This window comes from Pseudomonas sp. EB271-G4-1 (assembly GCF_058791355.1).
Genome location: NZ_JBYTEO010000009.1, coordinates 1 through 23,591, shown reverse-complemented (window position 1 = coordinate 23,591; position 23,591 = coordinate 1). Strand labels below are relative to the sequence as shown.

Here is a 23,591-nt window from a genome sequence, read left to right as displayed (position 1 = left end):
ATCGGGCCCACGCTACGACTGCGGTCTTAGTGACTGCTGCGCAACATTTCCTTGGGCACGTATTTGCCGATCTCGAACTTGCCGATCGCCGCGCGGTGCACTTCATCCGGGCCGTCAGCCAGACGCAGGGTGCGTTGCATGGCATACATATAGGCCAGCGGGAAATCGTTGGACACCCCTGCCCCGCCATGGATCTGGATCGCCCGGTCGATTACGCGCAAGGCCACGTTTGGCGCCACCACTTTGATCTGCGCAATTTCACTCTTCGCCACTTTGTTTCCGACGGTGTCCATCATGTACGCCGCCTTGAGCGTCAGCAGGCGAGCCATGTCGATCTCCATCCGCGAATCGGCGATCTTGTCGATGTTGCCGCCCAGACGCGCCAGGGGTTTGCCGAACGCGGTACGGTTCACCGAGCGTTTACACATCAGTTCCAGCGCACGTTCCGCCATGCCGATCGAACGCATGCAGTGGTGAATCCGGCCCGGGCCAAGACGACCCTGGGCAATTTCGAAGCCGCGCCCTTCACCCAACAGGACGTTTTCGTACGGCACCCGGACATTTTCAAACAGCACTTCAGCATGGCCGTGAGGTGCATCGTCATAGCCGAACACGGGCAACGGACGCACGATCTTCACGCCGGGGGTGTCCACCGGAACCAGAATCATCGAGTGCTGCGCATGGCGCGGTGCGTCGGGATTGCTCAGGCCCATGAAGATCAGGATCTTGCAACGCGGATCGCACGCGCCGGAGGTCCACCATTTCTTGCCGTTGATCACCCACTCGTCACCCTGGCGCTCGGCACGGGCGGCCATGTTGGTGGCGTCGGAGGACGCAACGTCTGGTTCGGTCATGGCGAACGCTGAGCGAATCTCGCCGCGCAACAAGGGTTCGAGCCAGCGTTGTTTCTGTTCTTCGTTGGCGTAGCGCACCAGTACTTCCATGTTGCCAGTGTCTGGCGCCGAACAGTTGAACGGCTCAGGCCCCAGCAGCGAACGCCCCATGATCTCCGCCAGCGGAGCGTATTCAAGGTTGGTCAGGCCAGCGCCGAGCTCGGACTCAGGCAGAAACAAATTCCACAGGCCTTGAGCCTTGGCCTTGAGTTTGAGTTCTTCCATGATCGCGGTCGGCTGCCAGCGGTCGCCCTCGGCGACCTGGCGCTCGAATACCGCTTCGGCGGGATAGACATAGGTGTCCATGAACGCGGTCACGCGCTCACGCAGTTCTTGCACCTTGGGCGAATAAGCGAAATCCATGGGCAGCTACCTTCTTGCGGGAGGTTGTTTAGGTCATGCAATCGATGCTAGAACAGCCATGAAAATTTACCTAGCCTATTCTCGGCGTGTATAAACATTCATCACCGATATATGATCGACTGATAGCCAAGGCTACCGTCCACACAATAAGAGAGCCGCGTAAATGAATCTGAGCAAGGTCGACCTCAACCTTTTCATCGTCTTCGACGCGATCTACACCGAAGCCAACCTGACCCGTGCTGGCCAGATCGTCGGGATTACCCAACCTGCGGTGTCCAACGCGCTGGCCCGCCTGCGCGAGACCTTCAACGATCCATTGTTCGTGCGCACCGCCCAAGGCATGGTGCCAACACCCATGGCGCAAAACATTATCGGCCCGGTGCGCAACGCGCTGTCACTGCTGCGCGTTTCGGTACAGGAAAGCCGCATCTTCAATCCATTGCAGGCAGTCAAGACCTACCGCATCAGCATGACCGACCTCACTGAAGCCGTGATCCTGCCACCGCTGTTCCAGCGCCTGCGCCGCCTTGCGCCGACGGTCATCATCGAAAGCTTTTTGTCCAAGCGCCGCGAGACCACCAAGGAACTGGCCGCGGGCCGACTCGACTTCGCCGTGGATGCACCACTCAACACCGACCCGCAGGTGCGTCACGTCAAGTTGATGGAGGATCGCTACGTGTGCGCCATGCGCAAAGGGCACCCGCTGGCGGGCAAGGAAAAATTCACCCTCGATGATTACCTGGGACTGACCCACATCCACATTTCCAGCCGTCGCAGCGGCCTGGGTTATGTCGACCTGGCCCTCGGCAAAATGGGCATCCAGCGCAAGATCGCCCTGCGCTCCCAGCATTACCTGATGGCCTCGCAGGTGCTGCAGCAGACCGATATGGTCATGACCGTGCCGGAACGCTTCGCGCGCCGCAACGATTTGCACGCCTTTTATCTGCCAGTCAACGATGTGCCCCCGGTGGAAACCCACCTTTACTGGCACGAAAGCACTGACCAGGACCCGGCGAACCGCTGGATGCGCGAGCAGATGATCGAGTTGTGCCAGCAGGTGACGGCGCAGGAGAAGAAGCTGGAGAAGGTGTAGGACGCTGGACCGCAGCGCCTTCTTCGCGAGCAGGCTCGCTCCCACATGGGTCTCCAGTGAACACAATATTTGTGTCAGACAGAGATCCCCTGTGGGAGCGAGCCTGCTCGCGATGGGGCCAGCGAGGTTACTGAAAAACCCTGCCCCTTGACGTAAACGTCAACCTGCCATTAGCTTAGCGCCATGACCTTTTGCGAGCGCGCCCATGAGCAGCCAGACCTACAGCATTTCCGACCTCGCCCGTGAGCTCGACATCACCACCCGGGCCATTCGCTTCTATGAAGAACAAGGTTTGCTCAGCCCCGAGCGACGTGGCCAGGAACGCATCTACTCACCCCGCGACAAGGTCAGCCTGAAGTTGATCCTGCGGGGCAAGCGTATCGGTTTTTCCCTGGCCGAGTGCCGCGAGCTGATCGAGCTCTACGATCCTTCCAGCGGTAACACCAAGCAACTGCACAGCATGCTGGCGAAAATCAGCGAGCGTCGGGAACAACTGGAACAGCAGATGCTGGATATCGAGCAGATGAAACTGGAGCTTGATACGGCTGAAGAGCGCTGTGTGCAAGCGCTGGAACAAACCCTCAAGAACCAGGAATCGGTTCAATAGATCCACACAAATCGAATGTGGGAGCGGGCTTGCTCGCGAATGCGATTTGTCATTCAACATTGATGTGGGCTGAACTGGCGTATTCGCGAGCAAGCCCGCTCCCACATTAGATCACCGCTCACCCAATACTTCAGGTGATTCTTATGTCCCTACCAACCCACGTACGCATTGTCGAAGTCGGCCCTCGCGACGGTTTGCAAAACGAAGCCCAACCCATCAGCGTTGCCGACAAGGTGCAGTTGGTCGACGCACTGACGGCGGCGGGCCTTGGCTATATAGAAGTCGGCAGTTTCGTCTCGCCCAAGTGGGTACCGCAGATGGCGGGTTCCGCCGAGGTGTTTGCGCAGATCCAGCGTAAACCCGGCGTGACCTATGGCGCTCTCGCCCCCAACCTGCGCGGCTTTGAAGATGCCCTTGCCTGCGGGGTCAAGGAAGTCGCGGTGTTCGCCGCGGCGTCCGAAGCGTTTTCCCAGCGCAACATCAACTGCTCGATCAGTGAAAGCCTGGAGCGATTCGCCCCCATCATGGAGGCCGCCAAGCAGCATGGCGTCAGCGTGCGCGGTTACGTGTCCTGCGTGCTGGGCTGCCCCTATGAGGGTGACGTCGCACCCGAGCAAGTTGCACGGGTCGCACGGGAACTCTATGCCATGGGCTGCTACGAGGTGTCGCTGGGCGACACCATCGGCACCGGCACCGCGGGCGCCACACGCAAGATGTTCGACGTGGTGTCGGCCGATGTGCCCCGGGAAAAACTCGCCGGGCACTTCCACGACACCTACGGCCAGGCCATGGCCAATATCTACGCCAGCCTGCTGGAAGGTATCTCGGTGTTCGACAGCTCCATCGCCGGCCTTGGTGGCTGCCCCTATGCCAAGGGCGCCAGCGGCAACGTCGCCACCGAGGACGTGGTTTACCTGCTCAACGGCCTCGGGATCGAAACCGGAATCAACCTGGATGCACTGATCCTGGCCGGCCAGCAAATTTGTACCGTGCTGGGGCGCCCCACCGGTTCCCGTGTAGCGAAGGCGCGCAGCGCACACTGAGTGTGCGGTTGTGTCGGGGTGTTACCGCAGACACAAAAGCGTGGCCAAAAACGAGTAACACGGAAACAAAACGTAGGGTGTTCCCTGATGCCGAAAACCCTACAAAAAACCAAGTGCTTGTTTTTAAAGGCTTTTTAAAAGTTGGCACGGCTTCTGCTATATCTATCGCATAACAAGAATAAAAAAATTGCGGCAAACCCAATAAAAACAAGACGTAACGACTCTGACATAACAAAAACAACACGGCAGAGACGCAGCTAACAGATTTTTTTGGAGAAGATGTGCTTTTCGGGGTGCTTTTCGGAGTTACCCGCAACCGGGCAGAGAACAATAAAACTACCTTCAGGTAGCTCCCGAACTGGTTGGATCGCTAAGCGAAAAAGTAGATCAGCGCTCAAAAAAATACGTTTGCTCTTGATCCCGGATGGGGATCGACAAAAACAGCGGTAAAGGGCCACGGTTACCAAAAACAAAAACAAACCGCCCCTCAATAATAAAAAAAGAGCACGCGCAACGAAAATTAAAGGGGAGCTTCGGCTCCCCTTTGTGCTGTCTGCGATTTGGATTATTCAGTGCCACCCCTGTGGGAGCGAGCCTGCTCGCGAAAGCGGTGGTTCAGCCGACATCCATTTTGGATGTGTTATCGCCTTCGCGAGCAGGCTCGCTCCCACAAGGGGATGAGTCAGGCTTTATTGATGCGCAACTCCTCGATACTGATCTCGCGCATCCTGAATTTCTGGATCTTGCCCGTCACGGTCATTGGAAACTCTTCCACGAACTTGAAGTAGCGCGGCGTCTTGAAGTGCGCGATGCGCTCCTTGCACCAGGCCTGCAGCTCCTGCTCGGAGGCACTATGGCCGGGGTGGAACTTGATCCAGGCAACGATCTCTTCACCATAACGCGAGCACGGAATGCCGATCACCTGCACATCGGCCACCGCCGGGTGGGTGAAGAAGAACTCTTCCAGCTCGCGCGGGTAAATGTTCTCGCCACCACGAATGATCATGTCCTTGTTGCGCCCGGCAATGCACACGTAGCCCTCTTCATTCATGCTGGCCAGGTCGCCGGTGTGCATCCAGCCGGCCTGGTCGATGGCTTCCGCCGTACCTTGCGGGTTGTTCCAGTAGCCGAGCATCACACTGTAGCCGCGAGTACAGAGCTCACCGATGGTGCCACGGGGCACCAGATTGCCCGCTTCGTCGATGATTTTGCTTTCCAGCTGTGGCTGGGTACGGCCGACAGTGGTCACGCGCAACTCGAGGTCGTCCGAGGGACCTGTCTGCAACGACACCGGGCTGGTTTCCGTCATGCCATAGGCAATCTGCACTTCGTTCATGTGCATTTCATTGATGACCCGGCGCATGACCTCGATCGGGCAAGTCGCCCCGGCCATGATCCCGGTGCGCAGGCTCGACAGGTCGAACTCGGCGCGTTGTGGCTGATCGAGCATGGCGATGAACATGGTCGGCACACCGTAGAGCGCGGTGGCTTTTTCTTCGGCGACAGTGCGCAGGGTCAGCAGCGGATCGAACGCGTCGCTGGGGTAGATCATGGTGCTGCCGTGGGTGATGCAACCGAGGTTACCCATGACCATGCCGAAGCAGTGGTACAACGGCACCGGGATCACCAGACGGTCGACGGCGCTCAGGCCCAGGCTCTCGCCGACCATGTAGCCATTATTGAGAATGTTGTAGTGGCTGAGGGTCGCGCCCTTGGGGAAGCCGGTCGTGCCGGAGGTGTACTGGATGTTCACCGCCTGATCGAAGTGCAGGCTGTCCTGGCGTTCATGCAATTGCTCGACCGATACGCTGCCCGCCAGCCCGGTCAATTGCGACCAGGGCAGGAAACCCTGCGGCGGCTGCGCGTCGAGGCTGATCACGCCGCGCAGTTCCGGCAGGCGCTCGCTGTGCAATTTGCCGATGGCTTGCCCTGCCAGCTCCGGCACCAGGCCCTGCAGCATGGCGTGATAATCGGAGGTCTTGAAAGACCCGGCGCTGACCAGCCATTGGCAGCCGGACTGCTTCAACACGTATTCGAGTTCGGAACTGCGATAGGCCGGGTTGATGTTGACCAGGATCACGCCAATCTTCGCGGTGGCGACCTGTGTAATGCACCACTGGGCACAGTTAGGCGCCCAGATGCCAAGGCGGTCGCCGGCCTGCAGGCCCAGCGCCAATAACGCCCGGGCATGCAGGTCTACCGCATCGGCCAATTGTCGCCAGGTGTAGCGCAGCTGTTGATGGCGCACGACCAGCGCTTCCCCGTTCGGGTACTTTGCCACGGTATTGTCGAACGCCTGGCCGATGGTCATCGCCAGCAAGGCTTTGTCCTGGGAACCACGGGTGTAACTGCGTTGCGGGCTTGCACTGGGTTGATCCATGACGACCCCTATTGTCTTTATTGATGGGCTACCGACGGATACCTGTAGGAGCAGCCGGTCGACGCTCGAATGCTCGCGAAAGTCGTCAACAATAACGCGTGTTTTCTGAATAAACGCTTCAGCCTTGCGTTCATCGCGAGCATTCGAGCGTCGACCGGCTGCTCCTACAGGAACCTGCCTCTACTCTCGCTCAAGTTGACGTTAACGTAAAGGGCGATTGACAGCCATTCGTCACAGGTTTACGTTAACGTAAAGGTGAGAGCCAAAACACTGCCCTCCCCGCCCAACAAAAAAGCCAAAAGGTGACCCATGAGCTACCCATCCCTGAACTTTGCCCTCGGTGAAACCATCGACATGCTGCGCGATCAGGTCCAGTCCTTCGTCGCCAAGGAGATCGCCCCGCGCGCCGCTCAGATCGACATCGACAACCTGTTCCCCGCTGACCTGTGGCGTAAATTCGGCGACATGGGCCTGCTGGGCATCACCGTGCCGGAAGAGTACGGCGGCGCCGGCCTGGGCTACCTGGCGCACGTGGTTGCGATGGAAGAAATCAGCCGTGGCTCGGCTTCTGTAGCCCTGTCCTACGGCGCGCACTCCAATCTCTGCGTCAACCAGATCAACCGCAATGGCAACCACGAACAGAAATCCAAGTACCTGCCCAAGCTGATCAGCGGCGAGCACATCGGCGCCCTGGCCATGAGTGAGCCTAATGCCGGTTCCGACGTGGTTTCGATGAAGTTGCGCGCCGACAAACGCGGCGACCACTACGTGCTCAATGGCAGCAAGACCTGGATCACCAACGGCCCGGACGCCAACACCTACGTGATCTACGCCAAGACCGACCTGGAAAAAGGCCCCCACGGCATCACCGCCTTTATCGTCGAGCGCGACTGGAAAGGCTTCAGCCGCAGCAACAAGTTCGACAAGCTCGGCATGCGCGGCTCGAACACTTGCGAGCTGTTCTTCGATGACGTCGAAGTGCCGGAAGAAAACATCCTCGGCGCGCTTAACGGCGGCGTGAAGGTGCTGATGAGCGGACTCGACTACGAACGCGTCGTGCTTTCCGGCGGCCCGACCGGGATCATGCAGGCCTGCATGGACCTGATCGTGCCCTACATCCACGACCGCAAGCAGTTCGGCCAGAGCATCGGCGAGTTCCAGCTGATCCAGGGCAAGGTTGCCGACATGTACACCCAGCTCAACGCCAGCCGCGCCTACCTGTACGCCGTGGCCCAGGCCTGCGAGCGCGGCGAAACCACGCGCAAGGACGCTGCCGGCGTGATCCTCTACAGCGCCGAACGCGCCACGCAAATGGCCCTCGACGCGATCCAGATTCTCGGTGGCAACGGCTACATCAACGAATTCCCGGCCGGGCGCCTGCTGCGTGACGCCAAGCTGTACGAAATCGGCGCGGGTACCAGTGAGATCCGTCGCATGCTGATCGGTCGCGAACTGTTCAACGAAACCCGCTAAACGGAGCTGTCCATGGCTATCCTGCATACCCAGCTCAACCCCCGTTCGGCGGAGTTCGCGACCAACAGCGCGGCGATGCTCAAACAGGTCGATGCCCTGCACACCCTGCTTGCCCAGGTGGCACAAGGTGGCGGCCCGAAAGCGCAAGAACGCCACACCTCCCGGGGCAAGCTGCTGCCGCGCGAGCGCATCAACCGCCTGCTCGACCCGGGTTCGCCATTTCTGGAGATCAGCCAGTTGGCCGCCTACGAGGTGTACGGCGAAGACGTTCCCGCCGCTGGCGTGATTGCCGGGATCGGCCGCGTGGAAGGCGTCGAATGCATGATCGTCGCCAACGATGCCACGGTAAAAGGTGGCTCGTACTACCCGCTGACAGTGAAAAAGCACCTGCGCGCCCAGACGATCGCCCAGCAGAATCGCCTGCCGTGCATCTACCTGGTGGATTCCGGCGGCGCCAACCTGCCGCGCCAGGATGAAGTGTTTCCGGACCGTGAGCACTTCGGGCGGATCTTCTTCAACCAGGCCAACATGAGCGCCCAGGGCATCCCGCAGATTGCCGTGGTCATGGGCTCCTGCACCGCGGGCGGTGCCTATGTACCGGCCATGGCCGACGAGGCAATCATGGTGCGCGAGCAAGCGACCATCTTCCTCGCCGGCCCACCGCTGGTGAAAGCCGCGACGGGCGAAGTGGTCAGCGCCGAAGACCTGGGCGGGGCCGATGTGCACTGCAAGATCTCCGGTGTGGCCGATCATTACGCCGAAAGCGACGAACATGCCCTGGCCATCGCCCGCCGCAGCGTTGCCAACCTCAACTGGCGCAAGCTGGGTGAAGTGCAGCAACGCGCACCGATCGCCCCGCTCTACGCCAGCGACGAGCTGTACGGCATCGTGCCGGCCGATGCCAAGCAACCGTTCGACGTGCGTGAAGTAATTGCACGGCTGGTGGACGGCTCGGTGTTCGACGAATTCAAAGCGCTGTTCGGAACCACGCTGGTGTGCGGTTTTGCCTACCTGCACGGTTACCCGATCGCGATCCTGGCCAACAACGGCATTCTCTTTGCCGAAGCTGCACAGAAAGGTGCGCACTTCATCGAGCTGGCTTGCCAGCGCGGCATCCCGCTGCTGTTCCTGCAGAACATCACCGGGTTCATGGTCGGGCAAAAATACGAAGCCGGCGGCATCGCCAAGCACGGGGCGAAACTGGTGACCGCCGTGGCCTGCGCCAAGGTGCCGAAGTTCACCGTGATCATCGGCGGCAGCTTCGGCGCCGGTAACTACGGCATGTGTGGTCGGGCCTACGATCCACGTTTCCTGTGGATGTGGCCGAACGCGCGCATCGGCGTGATGGGTGCCGAACAGGCAGCCGGCGTGTTGGTGCAGGTCAAGCGCGAGCAGGCCGAGCGTGGTGGTCATGGTTTCAGTGCCGAGCAGGAAGCCGAGATCAAGCAACCGATCCTCGACCAGTACGAAGAACAGGGCCATCCCTACTATTCCAGCGCTCGCCTGTGGGATGACGGCGTCATCGACCCGGCCCAGACCCGCGATGTCCTGGCACTGGCCTTGTCCGCGTCGTTGAACGCACCCATCGAACCGAGCCGCTTCGGCGTGTTCCGGATGTGATTTTTTTGTAGGAACGGGCTTTTGTGGCGAGGGGATTTATCCCCGTTCGATTGCGCAGCAATCGCCACCAATCGTGAGCGAGCCAGTACCCACAAAGACCGTGGAGAAGGATGAATATGAGCGACTTCAACACCCTCGAACTGCTGACCGACCCGCGTGGCTTTGCCACGCTGTGGCTCAGCCGTGAAGAAAAGAACAACGCCTTCAACGCCCAGATGATCCGCGAACTGATCCTCGCCCTGGACAAGGTGGCCAGCGATGCCAACCTGCGTTTCCTGCTGGTGCGTGGTCGCGGCAAACACTTCAGCGCCGGCGCCGACCTGGCCTGGATGCAGCAATCGGCTGAACTCGATTACGCCACCAACCTCGACGACGCCCGAGAACTGGCAGAGTTGATGTACAACCTCGCCAAGCTGAAAATCCCGACCCTGGCCGTGGTGCAAGGCGCGGCGTTCGGCGGCGCCCTGGGCCTGATCAGTTGCTGTGACATGGCCATCGGCGCCGATGACGCGCAGTTCTGTCTGTCGGAAGTGCGTATCGGCCTGGCACCGGCCGTGATCAGCCCGTTCGTGGTACAAGCCATGGGCGAGCGCGCCACCCGACGCTATGCCTTGACCGCTGAGCGCTTCGGCGGGCAACGGGCACGGGAGCTCGGCCTGTTGTCGGAGAGTTACCCGACGGCCGAGCTGGAACAGAAAATCGAACAGTGGATCGACAACCTGCTGCTCAACAGCCCGGCGGCCATGCGCGCCAGCAAGGACCTGCTGCGTGAAGTCGGCGACGGCACGCTGACCCCGTCCCTGCGTCGCTACACCGAGAACGCCATTGCCCGCATCCGCGTCAGCCCGGAAGGCCAGGAAGGCCTGCGCGCCTTCCTGCAAAAACGTCCGCCGAGCTGGCAAGCCGCAACCACCACCAAGGAGCCGCGTTGATGAGCGCACCTGTCCTCACTACCCTGTTGGTGGCCAACCGCGGCGAAATCGCCTGTCGGGTAATGCGCACCGCCAAAGCCCTGGGCCTGACCACCGTGGCTGTACACAGCGCCACCGACCGCGATGCCCGACACAGCCGTGAAGCCGATATCCGTGTCGACCTCGGCGGCAGCAAGGCCGCCGACAGTTACCTGCAAATCGACAAGTTGATTGCCGCCGCCAAGGCCAGCGGTGCCCAGGCGATCCATCCCGGCTACGGTTTCCTCTCCGAGAATGCCGGGTTCGCCCGCGCCATCGAAGCCGCTGGCCTGATCTTCCTCGGCCCGCCCGCCTCGGCCATCGACGCCATGGGCAGTAAATCCGCGGCCAAGGCCTTGATGGAAACCGCTGGCGTGCCGTTGGTACCGGGCTATCACGGTGAAGCCCAGGACCTCGAGACCTTCCGCGACGCCTGCGAACGCATCGGCTACCCGGTGCTGCTCAAGGCCACGGCCGGTGGCGGCGGCAAGGGCATGAAAGTGGTCGAGGACGTCAGCCAATTGGCCGAAGCCCTGGCCTCGGCGCAACGTGAAGCTCAATCGTCGTTCGGCGATTCGCGGATGCTGGTGGAGAAGTACCTGCTCAAACCCCGCCACGTGGAGATCCAGGTGTTCGCCGATCAACACGGCAACTGCCTGTACCTCAACGAACGCGACTGCTCGATTCAGCGTCGGCACCAGAAAGTCGTCGAAGAAGCGCCGGCGCCCGGCCTGAGCCCTGAACTGCGCCGCGCCATGGGCGAAGCGGCCGTGCGTTCGGCACAGGCCATCGGTTACGTCGGTGCTGGCACCGTAGAATTCCTGCTGGATGCCCGCGGCGAATTTTTCTTCATGGAGATGAACACCCGCCTGCAGGTCGAACACCCGGTAACCGAAGCCATTACCGGCCTCGACCTGGTGGCCTGGCAGATTCGTGTGGCCCGCGGCGAAGCCTTGCCGATGACCCAGGACCAGGTGCCGCTGAACGGTCACGCGATTGAAGTGCGCTTATACGCCGAAGATCCGGGCAATGACTTCCTGCCCGCTACCGGTCGCCTGGAACTGTATCGCGAATCCGCGCCGGGTGCGGGTCGCCGGGTGGACAGCGGCGTTGAAGAAGGCGATGAGATTTCGCCGTTCTACGACCCGATGCTCGGCAAGCTGATTGCCTGGGGTGAGGACCGTGAGCAGGCGCGCTTGCGACTGCTGGCCATGCTCGACGAATTCGCGATTGGCGGGCTCAAGACCAACATCAACTTCCTGCGGCGAATCATCGGTCATCCGGCGTTTGCCCAGGCCGAACTCGATACCGGGTTCATTCCCCGTTACCAGGAACAGCTTTTGCCACAACCTGCGGCACTCAGCGACGCGTTCTGGCAAGCCGCCGCCCAGGCATTCGTCCAGAGCCTGCACAGCCCATCGCGCAGCGATGACCCAAGCTCGCCGTGGGCTATCGGCAACGGTATGCGCGCCGGTTTGCCCGCGCAAATCACCCTGCACCTGAGTTGCGAGGGCCAGGACCGCGCGTTGACGCTGGGCAACCCCCAATCCCAAAGCGCCCGACTCAAGGGCGAGCAGTTGCTGACCGAGCACGAAGGCGTGCGTCGCCAGCACCGGGCGATCCGCCGTGGCGACTGTGTCTACCTGCAATGGGAAGGCGAACTGCGCCGCATCGAGACCTACGACCCGATCACCGCCGTAGAAGCCAGTCACGCCCATCACGGCGGGCTCACCGCCCCCATGAATGGCAGCATCGTGCGCGTGCTGGTGGAGGCCGGGCAAACGGTCGAGGCCGGGGCGCAACTGGTGGTGCTGGAGGCCATGAAGATGGAGCACAGCATCCGCGCACCCCACGCCGGTGTGATCAAGGCGCTGTATTGCCAGGAAGGCGAGATGGTCAGCGAAGGCAGTGCCCTGGTCGAACTGGAAGAAGCCTGACAGGCAGGCCGGCCCCGCGCATGACGCGGGCCGGCCTGGCTAGAATTTCACGGTTGCCTGGACCACCACGCCGATAATTCGGCACTCGTCGGTGAACAGGCTTTTCGGGTAGGTCGGATTGAGCGGGACCAGGTAACGCTGCCCGCCCTCCTCACTCAACTTGCGAAAAATCGCCTCGCTGCTGTCCGGCCATTGCGCGATCACCAGCTTGCCCGGCACCGCGTCCACATCCGGGTCCACCAGGATCAACATGCCCTCGGCAACGCTGGGACCGCTGGGAGCGGTCATGGCATCGCCAACCACCGTCAGCCAGAACGCCGCGCCTCGAGCGTGGTAGTCAGACAGTTCGAAACGGTACGGCGCCCGCTCGCCATCGCGCACCTGCACGGTGTCCCGCCAGTCACTGACCGGGTAGCGAAAGTACGGGTTGTACTTTTGCGTCAGGCAGACCTCATCGTCCTGTTCCTGCCCATGTTCGCGAATCACCAGCGCCACTTCGAGAAAATCCAGGCCCAGGGCCTGCAGCACGCGATTCATGTCGTCGATGCCAGGCTGACGGCGTTTTGTCAGCCAATGCCCGATGCCACCCTGGGACATCCCGAGGCGGTCGGCGAGTATTTCCTGAGTGATCTTGAGTTCACTCATCTTGGCCTTGACCAATGCTATCCATTTATCCATGTGCGGCACGATACGTGGGGGACCTCGGTCGACAAAACACAAAATGTAGTATTAATAGAATTGTCATAAATACGTAACGTATTAGGATGGGTAAACGGATCTGAATTTATCACGGAGTTCGCCTTGACCATGAATCCACCCAGCAACGACTTGCCCGACATGCACATCGACACGTCCCTCAACTCACCCCAGGGCTCCGCCGCCGCACAGCGAGCATTGGATTATTACTTGAAACCAGCTATTGCAGAGGAAGCAGCGCCGGAGCGCCTCTTTGACGTAAACCGAAATATCAGCATCGAAGAAGCCCTGGTGCATGCTTCAGGGCTGCTACGTTGTGCGGCCGCCACTGCCTACGAGTCAGCCAGTCATTTGCACGGGGCACATCGGGACCTGGCGCTCTCGACCGTGCATATGATCGACATGGCAAAGGCAATGGTGAACCGCTCCCTGGAGGGCGGCCAGAAAGGCTAGTTGGAGGAGTACCGGGACAGAAGGACAGGAAAGAATTTTCCCGACGCGCAGCCAAAATCGGTTGACTTGCAAACGAGAATGATTATTATTACATCAGCTGATCGCGAGATCAGTCGATGGACCAGGGACCTTAGGTCGGTCGCCTGGACTATCTCCTCATCAGGCTAATCACGGTTTTTGACCCGGCTTTTTGCCGGGTCTTTTTTTTGCCAGTTTTCTGGCTTATGGCTTCAGGCTAATGAAGTCTTGATGTGTCGCAAATTCGATGGCGCGGATCATATCAAAACAACATTAGTTGGCAAGAGAAGCCTTCTGTCGAGGGGGCAAACTAATGGCAAATAGCACTTGAGAATCAATCGCATACTCTCTAAGCTGCGACGGCGTCAAGGAAGACGCCCCCTCAGCCTATCAATACACGGCTATATGCGAGTCCGCTCGCGGCTCGGTCCCGCCACACAGTACACCGGTGTCAGGATCGCGCAGGATGATCTGGCCCCGCCCGTAACTCGTGCGATCGCACACCACCTCGACTTCGTGCCCGCGCCGTGCCAGTGCCGCCGCCATGTCTCGCGAGGCGTCCTGCTCGATGCCAACCTTCAGTTCGCCCAACCATTGCCAGCGCGGTGCGTCCAGGGCCGCTTGTGGATTGAGCCCGAAATCCACCAGGTTCATGACCATCTGCACATGCCCCTGGGGCTGCATGTAGCCGCCCATCACGCCGAAAGGTCCCAGCGCTTCACCGTCCTTGCTGAGAAACCCGGGAATGATGGTATGGAAGGTCTTTTTCCCAGGTGCCAGGCAATTCGCATGGCTGGGATCAAGGCTGAATTCTTCGCCACGGTTTTGCAGGGCGATACCGCTGTCGGGCAGCACCACGCCGGAACCGAATCCGTGATAATTGCTCTGGATGAATGACACCATGTTGCCGTCGGCATCGGCGGTGGCCAGGTAGACGGTGCCACTGGCATGGGGATCGCCCGGCTTCGGTGCCGCCGCGCGTTCGCCGATCTGTGCCCGCCGGTGGGTGGCATAGGCGTCGCTGAGCAAATCGTCCACGGCAACCCGCATGTGCTGCGGGTCTGTGATGTAGTGCAGCCCATCGCTGTAGGCGAGCTTCATGGCTTCAAGTTGACGGTGCCAGGTCTGTTGGCTGTCACGGTGGTCGAATGCGAATCCTTCGAGAATCTTCAGCGTCATCAAGGCCACCAGTCCCTGGCCGCTCGGCGGAATCTCCCAGACGTCGACACCGCGGTAGTTAACCTTGATCGGCTCGACCCACTGGGCGCGGTAGTCTTGCAGATCACTGGCACGCAGGTAGCCGCCGGTGGCGCGCGAATGAGCGTCCAGGCGTTGCGCCAATGCGCCGCGATAGAAGCTTTCGCAACCGCTGGCCGCCAGCTCGCTCAAAGTGCGTGCCTGGGCCGGGTTGCGAAACAGTTCGCCTGCGCGCGGTGCGCGGCCGTCAATCAGAAAGGTTTCGAACCAGCTGTCGAGCACGTCGCTACGATCAGGGGTGAAATCTTCCAGTGCGGTTTGCCACTGCAAGGCAACCACCGGCGACACCGGAAATCCATCCCGCGCCAGGCTGATCGCTGGCTCCAACAGATCGGCAAAGGGCAGGCGACCAAACCGCGTGGACAGCTCAGCCCAGGCGGACGGACAGCCCGGCACCGTCACAGGCGTCCAGCCATGCAGCGGCATTTTTTCATGACCGGCCGCCCTCACCGCCTCTATGCTCAAGGCTTGCGGGGCTGCACCGTTGGCATTCAGACCGTGCAATTTGTCCTGGGTCCAGACCAATGCAAAGGCGTCGCCGCCAATCCCGCAACCGGTAGGTTCGACCACCGTCAGGGCCGCAGCCGTGGCAATCGCCGCATCGATGGCATTGCCTCCGCGCCGCATCATTTCAATTCCGGCTTCGGCGGCCAGTGGCTGGGAGGCGGCGACCATGCCGCGCTTGGCGAAGACACTTTGACGTTGTGACGCGTAGGGATACTCATGGGCAGAAAACTTGAACATGGCAGGACTCACACAAATGGGTTGGACAAACTCAAAGCACGCGACTGAGAAACGCTCGGGTACGGGCATGCTTCGGCTGGCTGAAGATCTGTTCGGGCGGCCCCTGCTCGATCAGTTCACCTTGATCGAGCACCACCACGCGGTCGGCCACCTCGCGGGCAAAACCCATCTCGTGGGTGACCACGACCATGGTCATGCCCTCCTCGGCCAGCTCCTTCATCACTTGCAGTACTTCGCCAACCGTCTCCGGATCCAGGGCGCTGGTAGGCTCGTCGAATAGCATTGCCTGGGGTTTCATCGCCAGCGCCCGGGCAATTGCCACTCGCTGCTGCTGACCACCTGACAACATCGAAGGATAGTGATCGGCTTTCTCCGCCAACCCCACGCGCTTGAGCAGCGCCCTCGCTTGTTCAACCGCCGCAGCACGAGGCACGCCCAGCACCTGGATGGGCGCTTCGATGATATTTTCCAGGGCGGTCATGTGCGGGAACAAATTGAAGCGCTGGAACACCATGCCGATGTCCCGGCGCTGACGCGCAATGTTGCGTTCCGAGTCGCGGGCCAGGCTGCCATCGGCGCGGGTGCGGTAGCCCATTGGCCGACCACCGACACGGATCTGCCCGGACTGAATGTCTTCGAGCAGGTTGATGCAGCGGATAAAGGTGGTTTTGCCGGAACCGGAAGCGCCGATCAGCACCACCACTTCACCGCGTTTCACTTGCAGTGAAATGCCCTTGAGAATTTGCAGGTCACCGAAAGACTTGTGGACATCCAGCGCTTCGATCACCAGTTCTTCACTCATGTGCGCCATCTCAACGCCCCCTCAGCAGTTTCATGGTGTTGCGGCCAAACATCCGGCTGGCAGCCGGTGCCGGGCGATCGGATTGACCGAAGCGTTTTTCCAGCCAGCGCTGAAAGAAGCCCCACAGCGTGGTCAAGGCCAGGAAGTAGATGGCCACGACCAGATACAGCTCGAACACACGGAAAGTCGCCGAGGTCACCATTTGCGTGCTAAGCAGCAACTCCTGCACCCCGATGACGCTGACCAGCGTGGTGTTTTTCAACATCACGTTGAACTCGTTACCCAGCGGCGGCACGATCACCCGGAACGCCTGGGGCAGGACGATGCGCCGCATCAATTTGGCAAAGGTCATGCCCAGGGAGCGCCCGGCCTCGTATTGGCCCTTGTCCACCGCACCGATACCGGCGCGGATGATTTCCGCCATATAAGCGCCTTCATTCAGGCCCAGGGCAATGATCGCCGCCTGGATGTTGCCCGGCACGATGAACCAGCCGAGATCCAGGTCCTCAAAGCGGAAAATGCCCCCCGCCGCCAGTGCCGTGTACAGGAACACGATCTGCACCAGCAGCGGCGTGCCGCGCATCAGCCAGACATAAAAACGCACCGGGTACTGCAACAGCGGGTTGCTCGACAGCTTCATCAACGCCGCGATCAACCCCAGGACGCAACCTAGCAACATCGCCGACACGCTGATCAGGCAGGTCAGCCACAGCCCCGTCAGGTAGACATCGCTGGGCTGCAACAGGTACTGCCAGAACACATCCCAATTGAAATTCATCCGCTTTGCCCTCAGTCCAGTTTGTCGCTGTCGACATGCCATTTACTGAGGAGCGCGGCGTAACTGCCGTCGGCGCGCATGCCTTGCAGCACCTCGGTCAAGGCCACAGTCAGCTGCGGATCGCTTTTGCGCACGCCGAAGCCGGTAAGGATGCGGTTGAACGCCGGCACCGCCGACTGGAACAGGTCAGGCGCGAGTTGCTGATAATGGCCGGCGGATTCGACCGTGGTGCCGAACGCGTCCACCTGATTGATGCGCAAGGCCTGGAAGGCGTCGGCGTCGACGTTGTACACCACCAGTTTCATCGGCGCCTTGCCGGCCGCTTCGAGCTTTTCGTTTTCCTTGCCCAACAGCACCCGGATGGTCGAACCGTTGCTGACCGCGACCTTGAGCCCGGACAGGTCCTCCAGGGTGTTCACCGCTTTCGGGTTGCCCTTGGGCACCACGATGGATTGGCTGGAATACATGAAATTGACGATGTCGATCACCTCGCGGCGTTCGGGCTTGTCGAACAACTGATCGACGATCATGTCGCACTGCTGCGCCAGCAGCGCCGGGATCAGCCCGGCGAAAGGCGAGATGCGCCACTCGACTTTCTTGTCACCGAGGCGCTGGGCAATCGCCTCCCCCATGTCGACCTGCAGCCCAACCGGTTTCTGTTTCACGTCAAAGGACACCAACGGCGGTGAATCCATGCCGGAGCAATAGACGATTTTCTCGCTCTTGCTCAATCGCTCGGGTAACTCGGGGGCGGCGAGCGCCCATTGCGAACATAGACTCAAGGTGAACACGGCAACTAACGCGCAAGGCTTGTGCATGGCAAAACTCCAAGTGGCTGCAACGTAAGTCCCCTGTAGGAGCTGCCGCAGGCTGCGATCTTTTGATGTTGTTTCTAAAGATCAAAAGATCGCAGCCTGCGGCAGCTCCTACAGTGGAATGTGGGGTTCTTCTATTGATGGGCTTCGAGGAACTGAATCAGCCTCGGAATGGTGCCTTCGATGTGTTCGCACACTACCGCGGCCGCCTTGTCCGGGTCGCCGGAACGCAGTGCGGCAATAATCGAGGCGTGCTCGTCGCGGGCGCTGCGGGGTTTGTCGGCGTGTTGCAGCCACAGGCGCATGTGCGGCTCGATCACCGAATACAGCGCCGAAATCTGCCGCATCAGGCGCGGACGGTCACTCAGGCTGCACAGGTATTCATGGAAGGCGCGATGGCGGCTGACCCACTCGGCGCCGTCCTCACGGTAGTCGTCCATCTCATCGAGCAGGCGCTCCAGATGGCTGAAATGGCGCTCGGTGAGTTTCGTCACGGCAACACGAATGGCGAGACCTTCCAGGGCGCTGCGCATCTCGAACACCTCACGCATTTCCTCGATGTTCAGGCCGCGCACGATCGCGCCGCGATTGGGCCGCAACGTCACCAGGCCATCGGCATCCAGGCGCCGAAAGGCTTCGCGCACCGGCATGCGGCTCATGCCGATTTCACCGGCGATGTCCTCGGCAATCAGGCGCTCGCCAGTGCGGTAGCGACCTTTGCAAATGGCCTCCAGGAGAAAGTTGTAAGCCTCTTCCTCAGCGGTGACAGGTTGGCGCTCTGTATAGGCAGGGGCGAATTTCATCAAATGCACCTTTTGTATTTTTGTATCCAATTATCCATAAAGCCAAAAAAGCACGTTGCGTGCCAGCTTCGCCATACGCTGCTCAGGTGCATGATTCGATTGATATAACTGAAATCGGCAAGGCTGTTAGCGCCCATCGACGTTGGGGGATAACGAGTTGAAATGAATCAGGGTGTAACCAAAAAGCCCCAACAGGGGGCGGGTGGTAACACCGCCAGTGAAACGTTTTATCTGCCCTGCCAGCCCGCTACGCTTGCGTGTAAAGTACCGCCATAAAAATCTCAATCAGGAACCCTGACCGTGGCTAAAACTCTCGACATCAGTGCCAACTTCGACAGCGGCAACATCCAGGTCATCGATGTCAGCGACCCACTCAAACCCCTGCTGGCCATCCGTCCCGATAGCAAAAGCAACCATTTCCAATGGTTCCACTTCAAGGCCAGCGGCCTGCATGTCGGCCAGGACCATTGGTTTCGCCTGAACAATGCCAGCCAGTCCTCCTACAACAAGGCCTGGACCGGCTATCAAGCGGTGGCGTCCTACGACCACGTCAACTGGTTCCGTGTGCCGACCATTTTCGAGGGCGACTGCCTGCGTTTCAGCCTCGAAGCTGAACAGACCCACGCCTGGTTCGCCTACTTCGAACCCTACAGCCGTGGCCGCCACGACTGGTTGATCGAGCAAGCACTGACCAAGGCCGGCACCGAATTGCTGGCCACCGGCAAGAGTGTCGAAGGTCGCGACATCCAGTTGCTGCGCAAAGGCACTGGCGCCGAAGGCCAGCGCAAGGTGTGGATCATTGCCCAGCAACATCCCGGCGAACACATGGCCGAGTGGTTCATGGAAGGTGTGATCGAGCGCCTGGAGAAACACGACGACCCGGTGCTGAACAAGCTGCTGGCCAGTGCCGACCTGTACCTGGTGCCGAACATGAACCCGGACGGAGCCTTCCACGGCCACCTGCGCACCAACGCCATGGGCCAGGACCTGAATCGCGCCTGGCAAAGCGCCAGCGAGGAACTCAGCCCGGAAGTCTTTTTCGTCCAGCAGCAGATGGAAAAATACGGCGTCGACCTGTTCCTCGACATCCATGGCGACGAGGAAATTCCCCACGTGTTCACCGCTGGCTGCGAGGGCAATCCAGGCTACACGCCGCGGATCGAAAAACTCGAGGAACACTTCCGCAACCACCTCAAGCACACTACCAAGGACTTCCAGACCAAGCACGGCTACACCCGTGACGAACCGGGCAAAGCCAACATGACCCTGGCGTGCAACAGTGTCGGGCAGAAATACGATTGCCTGTCGCTGACCCTGGAAATGCCGTTCAAGGACCACGACGACCATCCGAACCCGTTGACCGGCTGGTCGGGGAAACGGTCGAAGCAGTTGGGCAAGGATGTGTTGACGACGGTGGCGGATATGGTTGGCGTTTTGCGCTGATCTATCGCGCGATACCTGTAGGAGCGAGCCTGCTCGCGATGGAGGTCAACGATGACGCGGGAAGCCTGAAGCCCCACGGCGTCCTCCGGTTTTTCGCGAGCAGGCTCGCTCCTACAGGTTTTAAGTGTCAATGCTGCCGGCGATCACCCGCGGTCTTTGCCTCGCAACATGCTGTCCAGCACCTCATCGCGGCGCACCCAACCGTGAAACAACGCCGCGGCCAGATGCAGCAGCACCGTCAGGAACAGCAGGTACGCCAGATAGCCGTGTGCCTTGCGCAGGAACGCGAACACTTGCGCATTCGCCGGCACGATCGATGGCAACTGCAATGAGTTGCTGAGCATCACCGGTTCACCCGACGCAGAAATCATTGCCCAGCCTAATAACGGCAAAACCAGCATCAGGGCGTACAGCAGCACATGGGACGCCTTGGCCGCCAGCGCTTGCCAAGCCGGCAGGTCGGCGGGCAGCGGTGGCTGCTGGGTGGAGAAGCGTACGACCAGTCGCACGATCACCAGCAACAGAATCGCCACGCCCAGGGGCTTGTGCAGGTTAATCAGCCATTCATGACGCTCGGACACCGAGGCAACCATGCCCGCACCAATGAACAGCATGGCGATGATCATCAGCGCCATCAGCCAGTGCAGCAGGCGCGCCAGGGGAGCGAAGTGGTTGGGTTGGTTGCTCATTGCTGGGCCTCCTGTTTGGCGGCGGGCAACTGGCTGACTTCGCTGGTGCGACGCAGGTAGGAATTGGCATAACCGGCTGAACGAGCGGCGAGCAGCGGGTCGTCGGAACCTTCGATGCCGGCAGGGAGCACCAGCGGGTCATAGTTGATGTCGCGGCACTCACCGCTGAGTTGCGGCTGGGTGCTTTCAAGAACCAGGGTGCCTGCGTTCAACACCTTGCGCCCCTCGGGCCAGGCCTTGCTCGCATCGTTAACCGGGTCACCGGGGTTGGCCAAAGTGATGTTCAACTGAAAGCGCAGTGGACCGGCGGCGATGCGCTGAACCAGGTCTTTCTCGAGGAAATCGCTGCCTTGCGGGGCGGTGGCACCCGGCGCGTCCTGAACCGCTGGCACCATGCTCCAGCGCACGGCTTGACGTTGCCCGGCGGCATTGACCAGATAGAACGCGTTAACGCTGTTGTAGGTTTCCGTCACGTAACTGGCCGAGGGTTTCGCGGTCTTGATCCAGGCCAGGAACGGTGCGGCTTCCGGGTGCGAGCCGAAGAACGCCGGCACCGCCGCCGGGTCCGGTTTGCCCGTCGCGGGAACCGGCGACTGGGCCTGTTGCAATTGATAGAACGCCTCGGGCGTGCCCACCGGGAACACCGGCATGCTGTTCATTCCGGTGCGCCATTGCTGGCCGTTGGCCTGGGTGAAACGTAACGCCAGGCTGCGTATCGGCACGGCGCTATCTGGCGCGTAGGGATTACCCGCCGGCAAGGCGAAACGACCGACCACCGGGGTCCGCGCCTGATTGAACACCTGCGCGGTGGAATAGCTGCGCGCCTCGCCACTGCTCTCGAAATGGCCGATCACGCACACGCCTTTGGCGTGGTTACGACGAAATCCCGGGTGCACGCCGTTGTTGGTTTCCAGCACATTGACCAGCTTTTTCGGGGTCAGGCGCTGTGGGTCAAAGGTGCCATTGACGTAGGCAAATGCCCCAGCCACTGCAGCCACGACCACGGCAATGCCGGCCAGACGCAACATCAGGCTCGCGGCACTCAAGGGTGGCGGTGATGATCGATCTACCATGAAAGACTCCAGGGCCATCGGCCACAAGTGAAAAGAATCAGGCAGACGAACCTCGCGGCGGTTTATTCCATCGACCGGTATTTATTTTGCCGGGTGTGGAATAACCTCCCATGCCAAGCGTCTTCCTGGTTCAAAGCGTAGTGAGAAACCAGAAATTCATGAACGATATCGACGAACAACTGCGAGAAATCATTCCCAGGTTGCGCCGCTTCGCCGTATCGCTGACGCGCAATTCCAGCAGCGCCGATGATCTGGTGCAGTCGTGTCTTGAGCGTGCGCTATCAAGCTGGGGCGCCAAGCGCGTCGAGGGCGACTTGCGCGCCTGGTTGTTCTCGATTCTTTATCGACAGTTTCTCGATGCTCACCGTCGCTCCCGACGCTACGCGCGAATGCTTGAATTCTTTACCGGACGCGATGATGCGCAGCCTTCGGTGGAGCGGACCGTGATCGCTCAATCGACCCTCAACGCCTTCGATCAACTGCCAACCGAACAGCGCGCGCTGCTGCTGTGGGTGTCGGTTGAGGGGCTGAGTTACAAAGAGGTCGCCGAGATTCTCGACGTACCCACCGGGACCGTGATGTCCCGCCTGTCTCGGGCTCGCCAAGCCCTGCGCCAACTCAGCGATGGCGAAATCAACCGCCCTGCCCTGCGGAGACTCAAATGATCAGCATGCCCCCCAGCGAGCGCGACCTGCACGCTTACGTCGACCATCAGTTGGACGAGGAAGACCGGCGTCTGGTGGAGACCTTCCTGGCCAGTAACCCACAGGCGGCCGCGCAGGTTCGCGGCTGGCAGCAGGACGCCCAGCACCTGCGCGCAGCCCTCGGCGGCGCCTTGCAGCAGCCCCCCAACCCCGATCTGGAACCGGCAGTCATTCGCCAACGCCTCCAGCGCCAGTCCCGTCGTCACCTGGCCAGCGCCGCGATGTTGCTGATTGCTGTCAGCATCGGCGGCTTCAGCGGCTGGCAAGCCCGGGAAATGACCCTGGCCGGCGCGTCAGCCCCGATGACCGATGCCCTGCAGGCCTATCGCCTGATTGCCCAGCAAGGCATCCTGCCAGCCGACTACAAGGCTGGCGACGACGCAGACATGCAGGGCTGGCTCGACCGTTATTTCACCCAGGCCAATCGCCTGCCTGATTTATCCGGTGCAGGCTTCAAACCGGCCAGCGGGCGTTTGCTCAGCACTGAGCAAGGCCCGGCGGCGATGGTGGTCTACGAGGATCAGAACGGGCAGAAAATCAGTTTTTATGTGCGCCCGCCGGGACCGAAGAACTTTCTGCTGCCCCGGGGTAGCCGCAGTGATGGCGGCTTGCAGGCCGAGTACTGGTCGGGTGGTGGCTACAACTATGCGATGGTCAGCCCGGCGGATACGCCGGCGGCGCGTATGCTCAGGCAGACCACGCAGTTCTGACAACACTATCCCTTGTAGGAGCGAGCCTGCTCGCGAAAGTGTGGGGTCAGTCGACATCAATGCTGAATGTGCTGCCGCCTTCGCGAGCATGCTCGCTCCTACAGGGGATCAGGTGCACCTGCAAAAGTCAGGTCGGCTTTAAGGCCGCCTCGCTTTGCTGTTGATCGCGAGCGCCCCGTTAACCACGCTGGCCGAACGCAGGCATTGCGCAGTGGGGAAACCGGCAGGACGCCGGTTTAGCCGCGCT

The 23,591-nt window shown here is 60.6% G+C and carries 21 protein-coding genes; 11 read left to right on the top strand and 10 right to left on the bottom strand.

Translation table 11 applies throughout. The annotated features are described in order from the left end of the window. Positions 1–26 precede the first annotated feature (26 nt). Positions 27–1,256, bottom strand: coding sequence for an acyl-CoA dehydrogenase (locus AC3WWR_RS06670; protein WP_033041303.1), 1,230 nt, complete (start codon positions 1,254–1,256; stop codon positions 27–29). Positions 1,257–1,419: 163 nt separating this feature from the next. On the opposite strand from AC3WWR_RS06670, the gene AC3WWR_RS06665 reads away from it, so the two are divergent. The 3 genes from AC3WWR_RS06665 (at position 1,420) to AC3WWR_RS06655 (ending at position 3,999) form a co-directional block, all read left to right on the top strand. Continuing rightward, on the top strand, positions 1,420–2,349 hold the full coding sequence (locus AC3WWR_RS06665; protein ID WP_020800375.1) for a LysR family transcriptional regulator: 930 nt from the start codon (positions 1,420–1,422) through the stop codon (positions 2,347–2,349). Positions 2,350–2,554: 205 nt separating this feature from the next. Further along, positions 2,555–2,956, top strand: a complete 402-nt coding sequence (locus tag AC3WWR_RS06660; protein WP_020800374.1) for a MerR family transcriptional regulator — start codon at positions 2,555–2,557, stop codon at positions 2,954–2,956. 143 nt (positions 2,957–3,099) lie between these two features. Then, the gene (locus AC3WWR_RS06655) at positions 3,100–3,999 is read left to right on the top strand and encodes a hydroxymethylglutaryl-CoA lyase (protein WP_033041305.1); all 900 of its coding nucleotides are present in this window, start codon (positions 3,100–3,102) and stop codon (positions 3,997–3,999) included. A 682-nt stretch (positions 4,000–4,681) separates the two neighbouring features. Here AC3WWR_RS06655 and AC3WWR_RS06650 read toward each other — a convergent pair. Beyond that, entirely contained in the window at positions 4,682–6,379 is a 1,698-nt protein-coding gene (locus tag AC3WWR_RS06650) for an AMP-binding protein (RefSeq protein ID WP_033042481.1), read from the bottom strand. Positions 6,380–6,688: 309 nt separating this feature from the next. Between AC3WWR_RS06650 and AC3WWR_RS06645 the strand changes: the two genes are divergently transcribed. The 4 genes from AC3WWR_RS06645 to AC3WWR_RS06630 all read left to right on the top strand — a co-directional run bounded on the left by AC3WWR_RS06645 (position 6,689) and on the right by AC3WWR_RS06630 (position 12,359). After that, positions 6,689–7,852: an isovaleryl-CoA dehydrogenase gene (locus AC3WWR_RS06645; RefSeq protein WP_020800371.1), complete on the top strand. Its 1,164-nt coding sequence runs from the start codon at positions 6,689–6,691 to the stop codon at positions 7,850–7,852. Between the two features lie 12 nt (positions 7,853–7,864). Next, positions 7,865–9,472, top strand: a complete 1,608-nt coding sequence (locus AC3WWR_RS06640; RefSeq protein WP_020800370.1) for a carboxyl transferase domain-containing protein — start codon at positions 7,865–7,867, stop codon at positions 9,470–9,472. A 116-nt stretch (positions 9,473–9,588) separates the two neighbouring features. After that, positions 9,589–10,404, top strand: a complete 816-nt coding sequence (locus tag AC3WWR_RS06635; RefSeq protein WP_008057202.1) for a gamma-carboxygeranoyl-CoA hydratase — start codon at positions 9,589–9,591, stop codon at positions 10,402–10,404. Continuing rightward, the gene (locus AC3WWR_RS06630; protein ID WP_033039781.1) at positions 10,404–12,359 is read left to right on the top strand and encodes an acetyl/propionyl/methylcrotonyl-CoA carboxylase subunit alpha; all 1,956 of its coding nucleotides are present in this window, start codon (positions 10,404–10,406) and stop codon (positions 12,357–12,359) included. The genes AC3WWR_RS06635 and AC3WWR_RS06630 overlap by 1 nt, the downstream gene beginning before the upstream one ends. A gap of 39 nt (positions 12,360–12,398) precedes the next feature. Here the strand turns inward: AC3WWR_RS06630 and AC3WWR_RS06625 are convergent, their stop codons facing one another. Beyond that, positions 12,399–13,037 carry a LexA family protein gene (locus tag AC3WWR_RS06625; protein ID WP_033039783.1) on the bottom strand — a complete coding sequence of 213 codons (639 nt, stop codon included), beginning with the start codon at positions 13,035–13,037 and terminating at the stop codon, positions 12,399–12,401. 129 nt (positions 13,038–13,166) lie between these two features. Between AC3WWR_RS06625 and AC3WWR_RS06620 the strand changes: the two genes are divergently transcribed. Next, complete coding sequence (locus AC3WWR_RS06620; protein WP_033039785.1) at positions 13,167–13,508, top strand: DUF6124 family protein; 342 nt, start codon at positions 13,167–13,169, stop codon at positions 13,506–13,508. A 408-nt stretch (positions 13,509–13,916) separates the two neighbouring features. Here AC3WWR_RS06620 and AC3WWR_RS06615 read toward each other — a convergent pair whose 3' ends face one another. From AC3WWR_RS06615 to AC3WWR_RS06595, 5 genes are all read right to left on the bottom strand, one after another. Next, positions 13,917–15,527, bottom strand: a complete 1,611-nt coding sequence (locus AC3WWR_RS06615; protein ID WP_033044586.1) for a gamma-glutamyltransferase family protein — start codon at positions 15,525–15,527, stop codon at positions 13,917–13,919. A gap of 31 nt (positions 15,528–15,558) precedes the next feature. Continuing rightward, positions 15,559–16,338 carry an amino acid ABC transporter ATP-binding protein gene (locus AC3WWR_RS06610; protein ID WP_033044587.1) on the bottom strand — a complete coding sequence of 260 codons (780 nt, stop codon included), beginning with the start codon at positions 16,336–16,338 and terminating at the stop codon, positions 15,559–15,561. A 1-nt stretch (position 16,339) separates the two neighbouring features. After that, complete coding sequence (locus AC3WWR_RS06605) at positions 16,340–17,107, bottom strand: amino acid ABC transporter permease (protein ID WP_020800364.1); 768 nt, start codon at positions 17,105–17,107, stop codon at positions 16,340–16,342. Positions 17,108–17,118: 11 nt separating this feature from the next. Beyond that, the gene (locus AC3WWR_RS06600; RefSeq protein ID WP_008057220.1) at positions 17,119–17,925 is read right to left on the bottom strand and encodes an ABC transporter substrate-binding protein; all 807 of its coding nucleotides are present in this window, start codon (positions 17,923–17,925) and stop codon (positions 17,119–17,121) included. Positions 17,926–18,056: 131 nt separating this feature from the next. Continuing rightward, positions 18,057–18,725: a GntR family transcriptional regulator gene (locus AC3WWR_RS06595; protein ID WP_033044645.1), complete on the bottom strand. Its 669-nt coding sequence runs from the start codon at positions 18,723–18,725 to the stop codon at positions 18,057–18,059. A 294-nt stretch (positions 18,726–19,019) separates the two neighbouring features. Between AC3WWR_RS06595 and AC3WWR_RS06590 the strand changes: the two genes are divergently transcribed. Beyond that, the gene (locus tag AC3WWR_RS06590) at positions 19,020–20,168 is read left to right on the top strand and encodes a M14 family metallopeptidase (RefSeq protein WP_033044646.1); all 1,149 of its coding nucleotides are present in this window, start codon (positions 19,020–19,022) and stop codon (positions 20,166–20,168) included. Between the two features lie 143 nt (positions 20,169–20,311). Here the strand turns inward: AC3WWR_RS06590 and AC3WWR_RS06585 are convergent, their stop codons facing one another. Then, the gene (locus tag AC3WWR_RS06585; protein ID WP_033045738.1) at positions 20,312–20,857 is read right to left on the bottom strand and encodes a cytochrome b; all 546 of its coding nucleotides are present in this window, start codon (positions 20,855–20,857) and stop codon (positions 20,312–20,314) included. Further along, complete coding sequence (locus AC3WWR_RS06580) at positions 20,854–21,930, bottom strand: catalase family peroxidase (RefSeq protein WP_033045740.1); 1,077 nt, start codon at positions 21,928–21,930, stop codon at positions 20,854–20,856. The genes AC3WWR_RS06585 and AC3WWR_RS06580 overlap by 4 nt, the downstream gene beginning before the upstream one ends. A 158-nt stretch (positions 21,931–22,088) precedes the next feature. On the opposite strand from AC3WWR_RS06580, the gene AC3WWR_RS06575 reads away from it, so the two are divergent. Beyond that, positions 22,089–22,595 carry a sigma-70 family RNA polymerase sigma factor gene (locus tag AC3WWR_RS06575; protein ID WP_033045742.1) on the top strand — a complete coding sequence of 169 codons (507 nt, stop codon included), beginning with the start codon at positions 22,089–22,091 and terminating at the stop codon, positions 22,593–22,595. Continuing rightward, positions 22,592–23,344: an anti-sigma factor family protein gene (locus AC3WWR_RS06570; protein WP_033045741.1), complete on the top strand. Its 753-nt coding sequence runs from the start codon at positions 22,592–22,594 to the stop codon at positions 23,342–23,344. The genes AC3WWR_RS06575 and AC3WWR_RS06570 overlap by 4 nt, the downstream gene beginning before the upstream one ends. Positions 23,345–23,591 lie beyond the last annotated feature (247 nt).

Bases quoted from the DNA above. Each gene is read 5' to 3' on its own strand.
- AC3WWR_RS06670 (WP_033041303.1), bottom strand. From the start codon at position 1,256: ATGGATTTCGCTTATTCGCCCAAGGTGCAAGAACTGCGTGAGCGCGTG.
- AC3WWR_RS06665 (WP_020800375.1), top strand. From the start codon at position 1,420: ATGAATCTGAGCAAGGTCGACCTCAACCTTTTCATCGTCTTCGACGCG.
- AC3WWR_RS06660 (WP_020800374.1), top strand. From the start codon at position 2,555: ATGAGCAGCCAGACCTACAGCATTTCCGACCTCGCCCGTGAGCTCGAC.
- AC3WWR_RS06655 (WP_033041305.1), top strand. From the start codon at position 3,100: ATGTCCCTACCAACCCACGTACGCATTGTCGAAGTCGGCCCTCGCGAC.
- AC3WWR_RS06650 (WP_033042481.1), bottom strand. From the start codon at position 6,379: ATGGATCAACCCAGTGCAAGCCCGCAACGCAGTTACACCCGTGGTTCC.
- AC3WWR_RS06645 (WP_020800371.1), top strand. From the start codon at position 6,689: ATGAGCTACCCATCCCTGAACTTTGCCCTCGGTGAAACCATCGACATG.
- AC3WWR_RS06640 (WP_020800370.1), top strand. From the start codon at position 7,865: ATGGCTATCCTGCATACCCAGCTCAACCCCCGTTCGGCGGAGTTCGCG.
- AC3WWR_RS06635 (WP_008057202.1), top strand. From the start codon at position 9,589: ATGAGCGACTTCAACACCCTCGAACTGCTGACCGACCCGCGTGGCTTT.
- AC3WWR_RS06630 (WP_033039781.1), top strand. From the start codon at position 10,404: ATGAGCGCACCTGTCCTCACTACCCTGTTGGTGGCCAACCGCGGCGAA.
- AC3WWR_RS06625 (WP_033039783.1), bottom strand. From the start codon at position 13,037: ATGGATAAATGGATAGCATTGGTCAAGGCCAAGATGAGTGAACTCAAG.
- AC3WWR_RS06620 (WP_033039785.1), top strand. From the start codon at position 13,167: ATGAATCCACCCAGCAACGACTTGCCCGACATGCACATCGACACGTCC.
- AC3WWR_RS06615 (WP_033044586.1), bottom strand. From the start codon at position 15,527: ATGTTCAAGTTTTCTGCCCATGAGTATCCCTACGCGTCACAACGTCAA.
- AC3WWR_RS06610 (WP_033044587.1), bottom strand. From the start codon at position 16,338: ATGGCGCACATGAGTGAAGAACTGGTGATCGAAGCGCTGGATGTCCAC.
- AC3WWR_RS06605 (WP_020800364.1), bottom strand. From the start codon at position 17,107: ATGAATTTCAATTGGGATGTGTTCTGGCAGTACCTGTTGCAGCCCAGC.
- AC3WWR_RS06600 (WP_008057220.1), bottom strand. From the start codon at position 17,925: ATGCACAAGCCTTGCGCGTTAGTTGCCGTGTTCACCTTGAGTCTATGT.
- AC3WWR_RS06595 (WP_033044645.1), bottom strand. From the start codon at position 18,725: ATGAAATTCGCCCCTGCCTATACAGAGCGCCAACCTGTCACCGCTGAG.
- AC3WWR_RS06585 (WP_033045738.1), bottom strand. From the start codon at position 20,857: ATGAGCAACCAACCCAACCACTTCGCTCCCCTGGCGCGCCTGCTGCAC.
- AC3WWR_RS06580 (WP_033045740.1), bottom strand. From the start codon at position 21,930: ATGGTAGATCGATCATCACCGCCACCCTTGAGTGCCGCGAGCCTGATG.
- AC3WWR_RS06575 (WP_033045742.1), top strand. From the start codon at position 22,089: ATGAACGATATCGACGAACAACTGCGAGAAATCATTCCCAGGTTGCGC.
- AC3WWR_RS06570 (WP_033045741.1), top strand. From the start codon at position 22,592: ATGATCAGCATGCCCCCCAGCGAGCGCGACCTGCACGCTTACGTCGAC.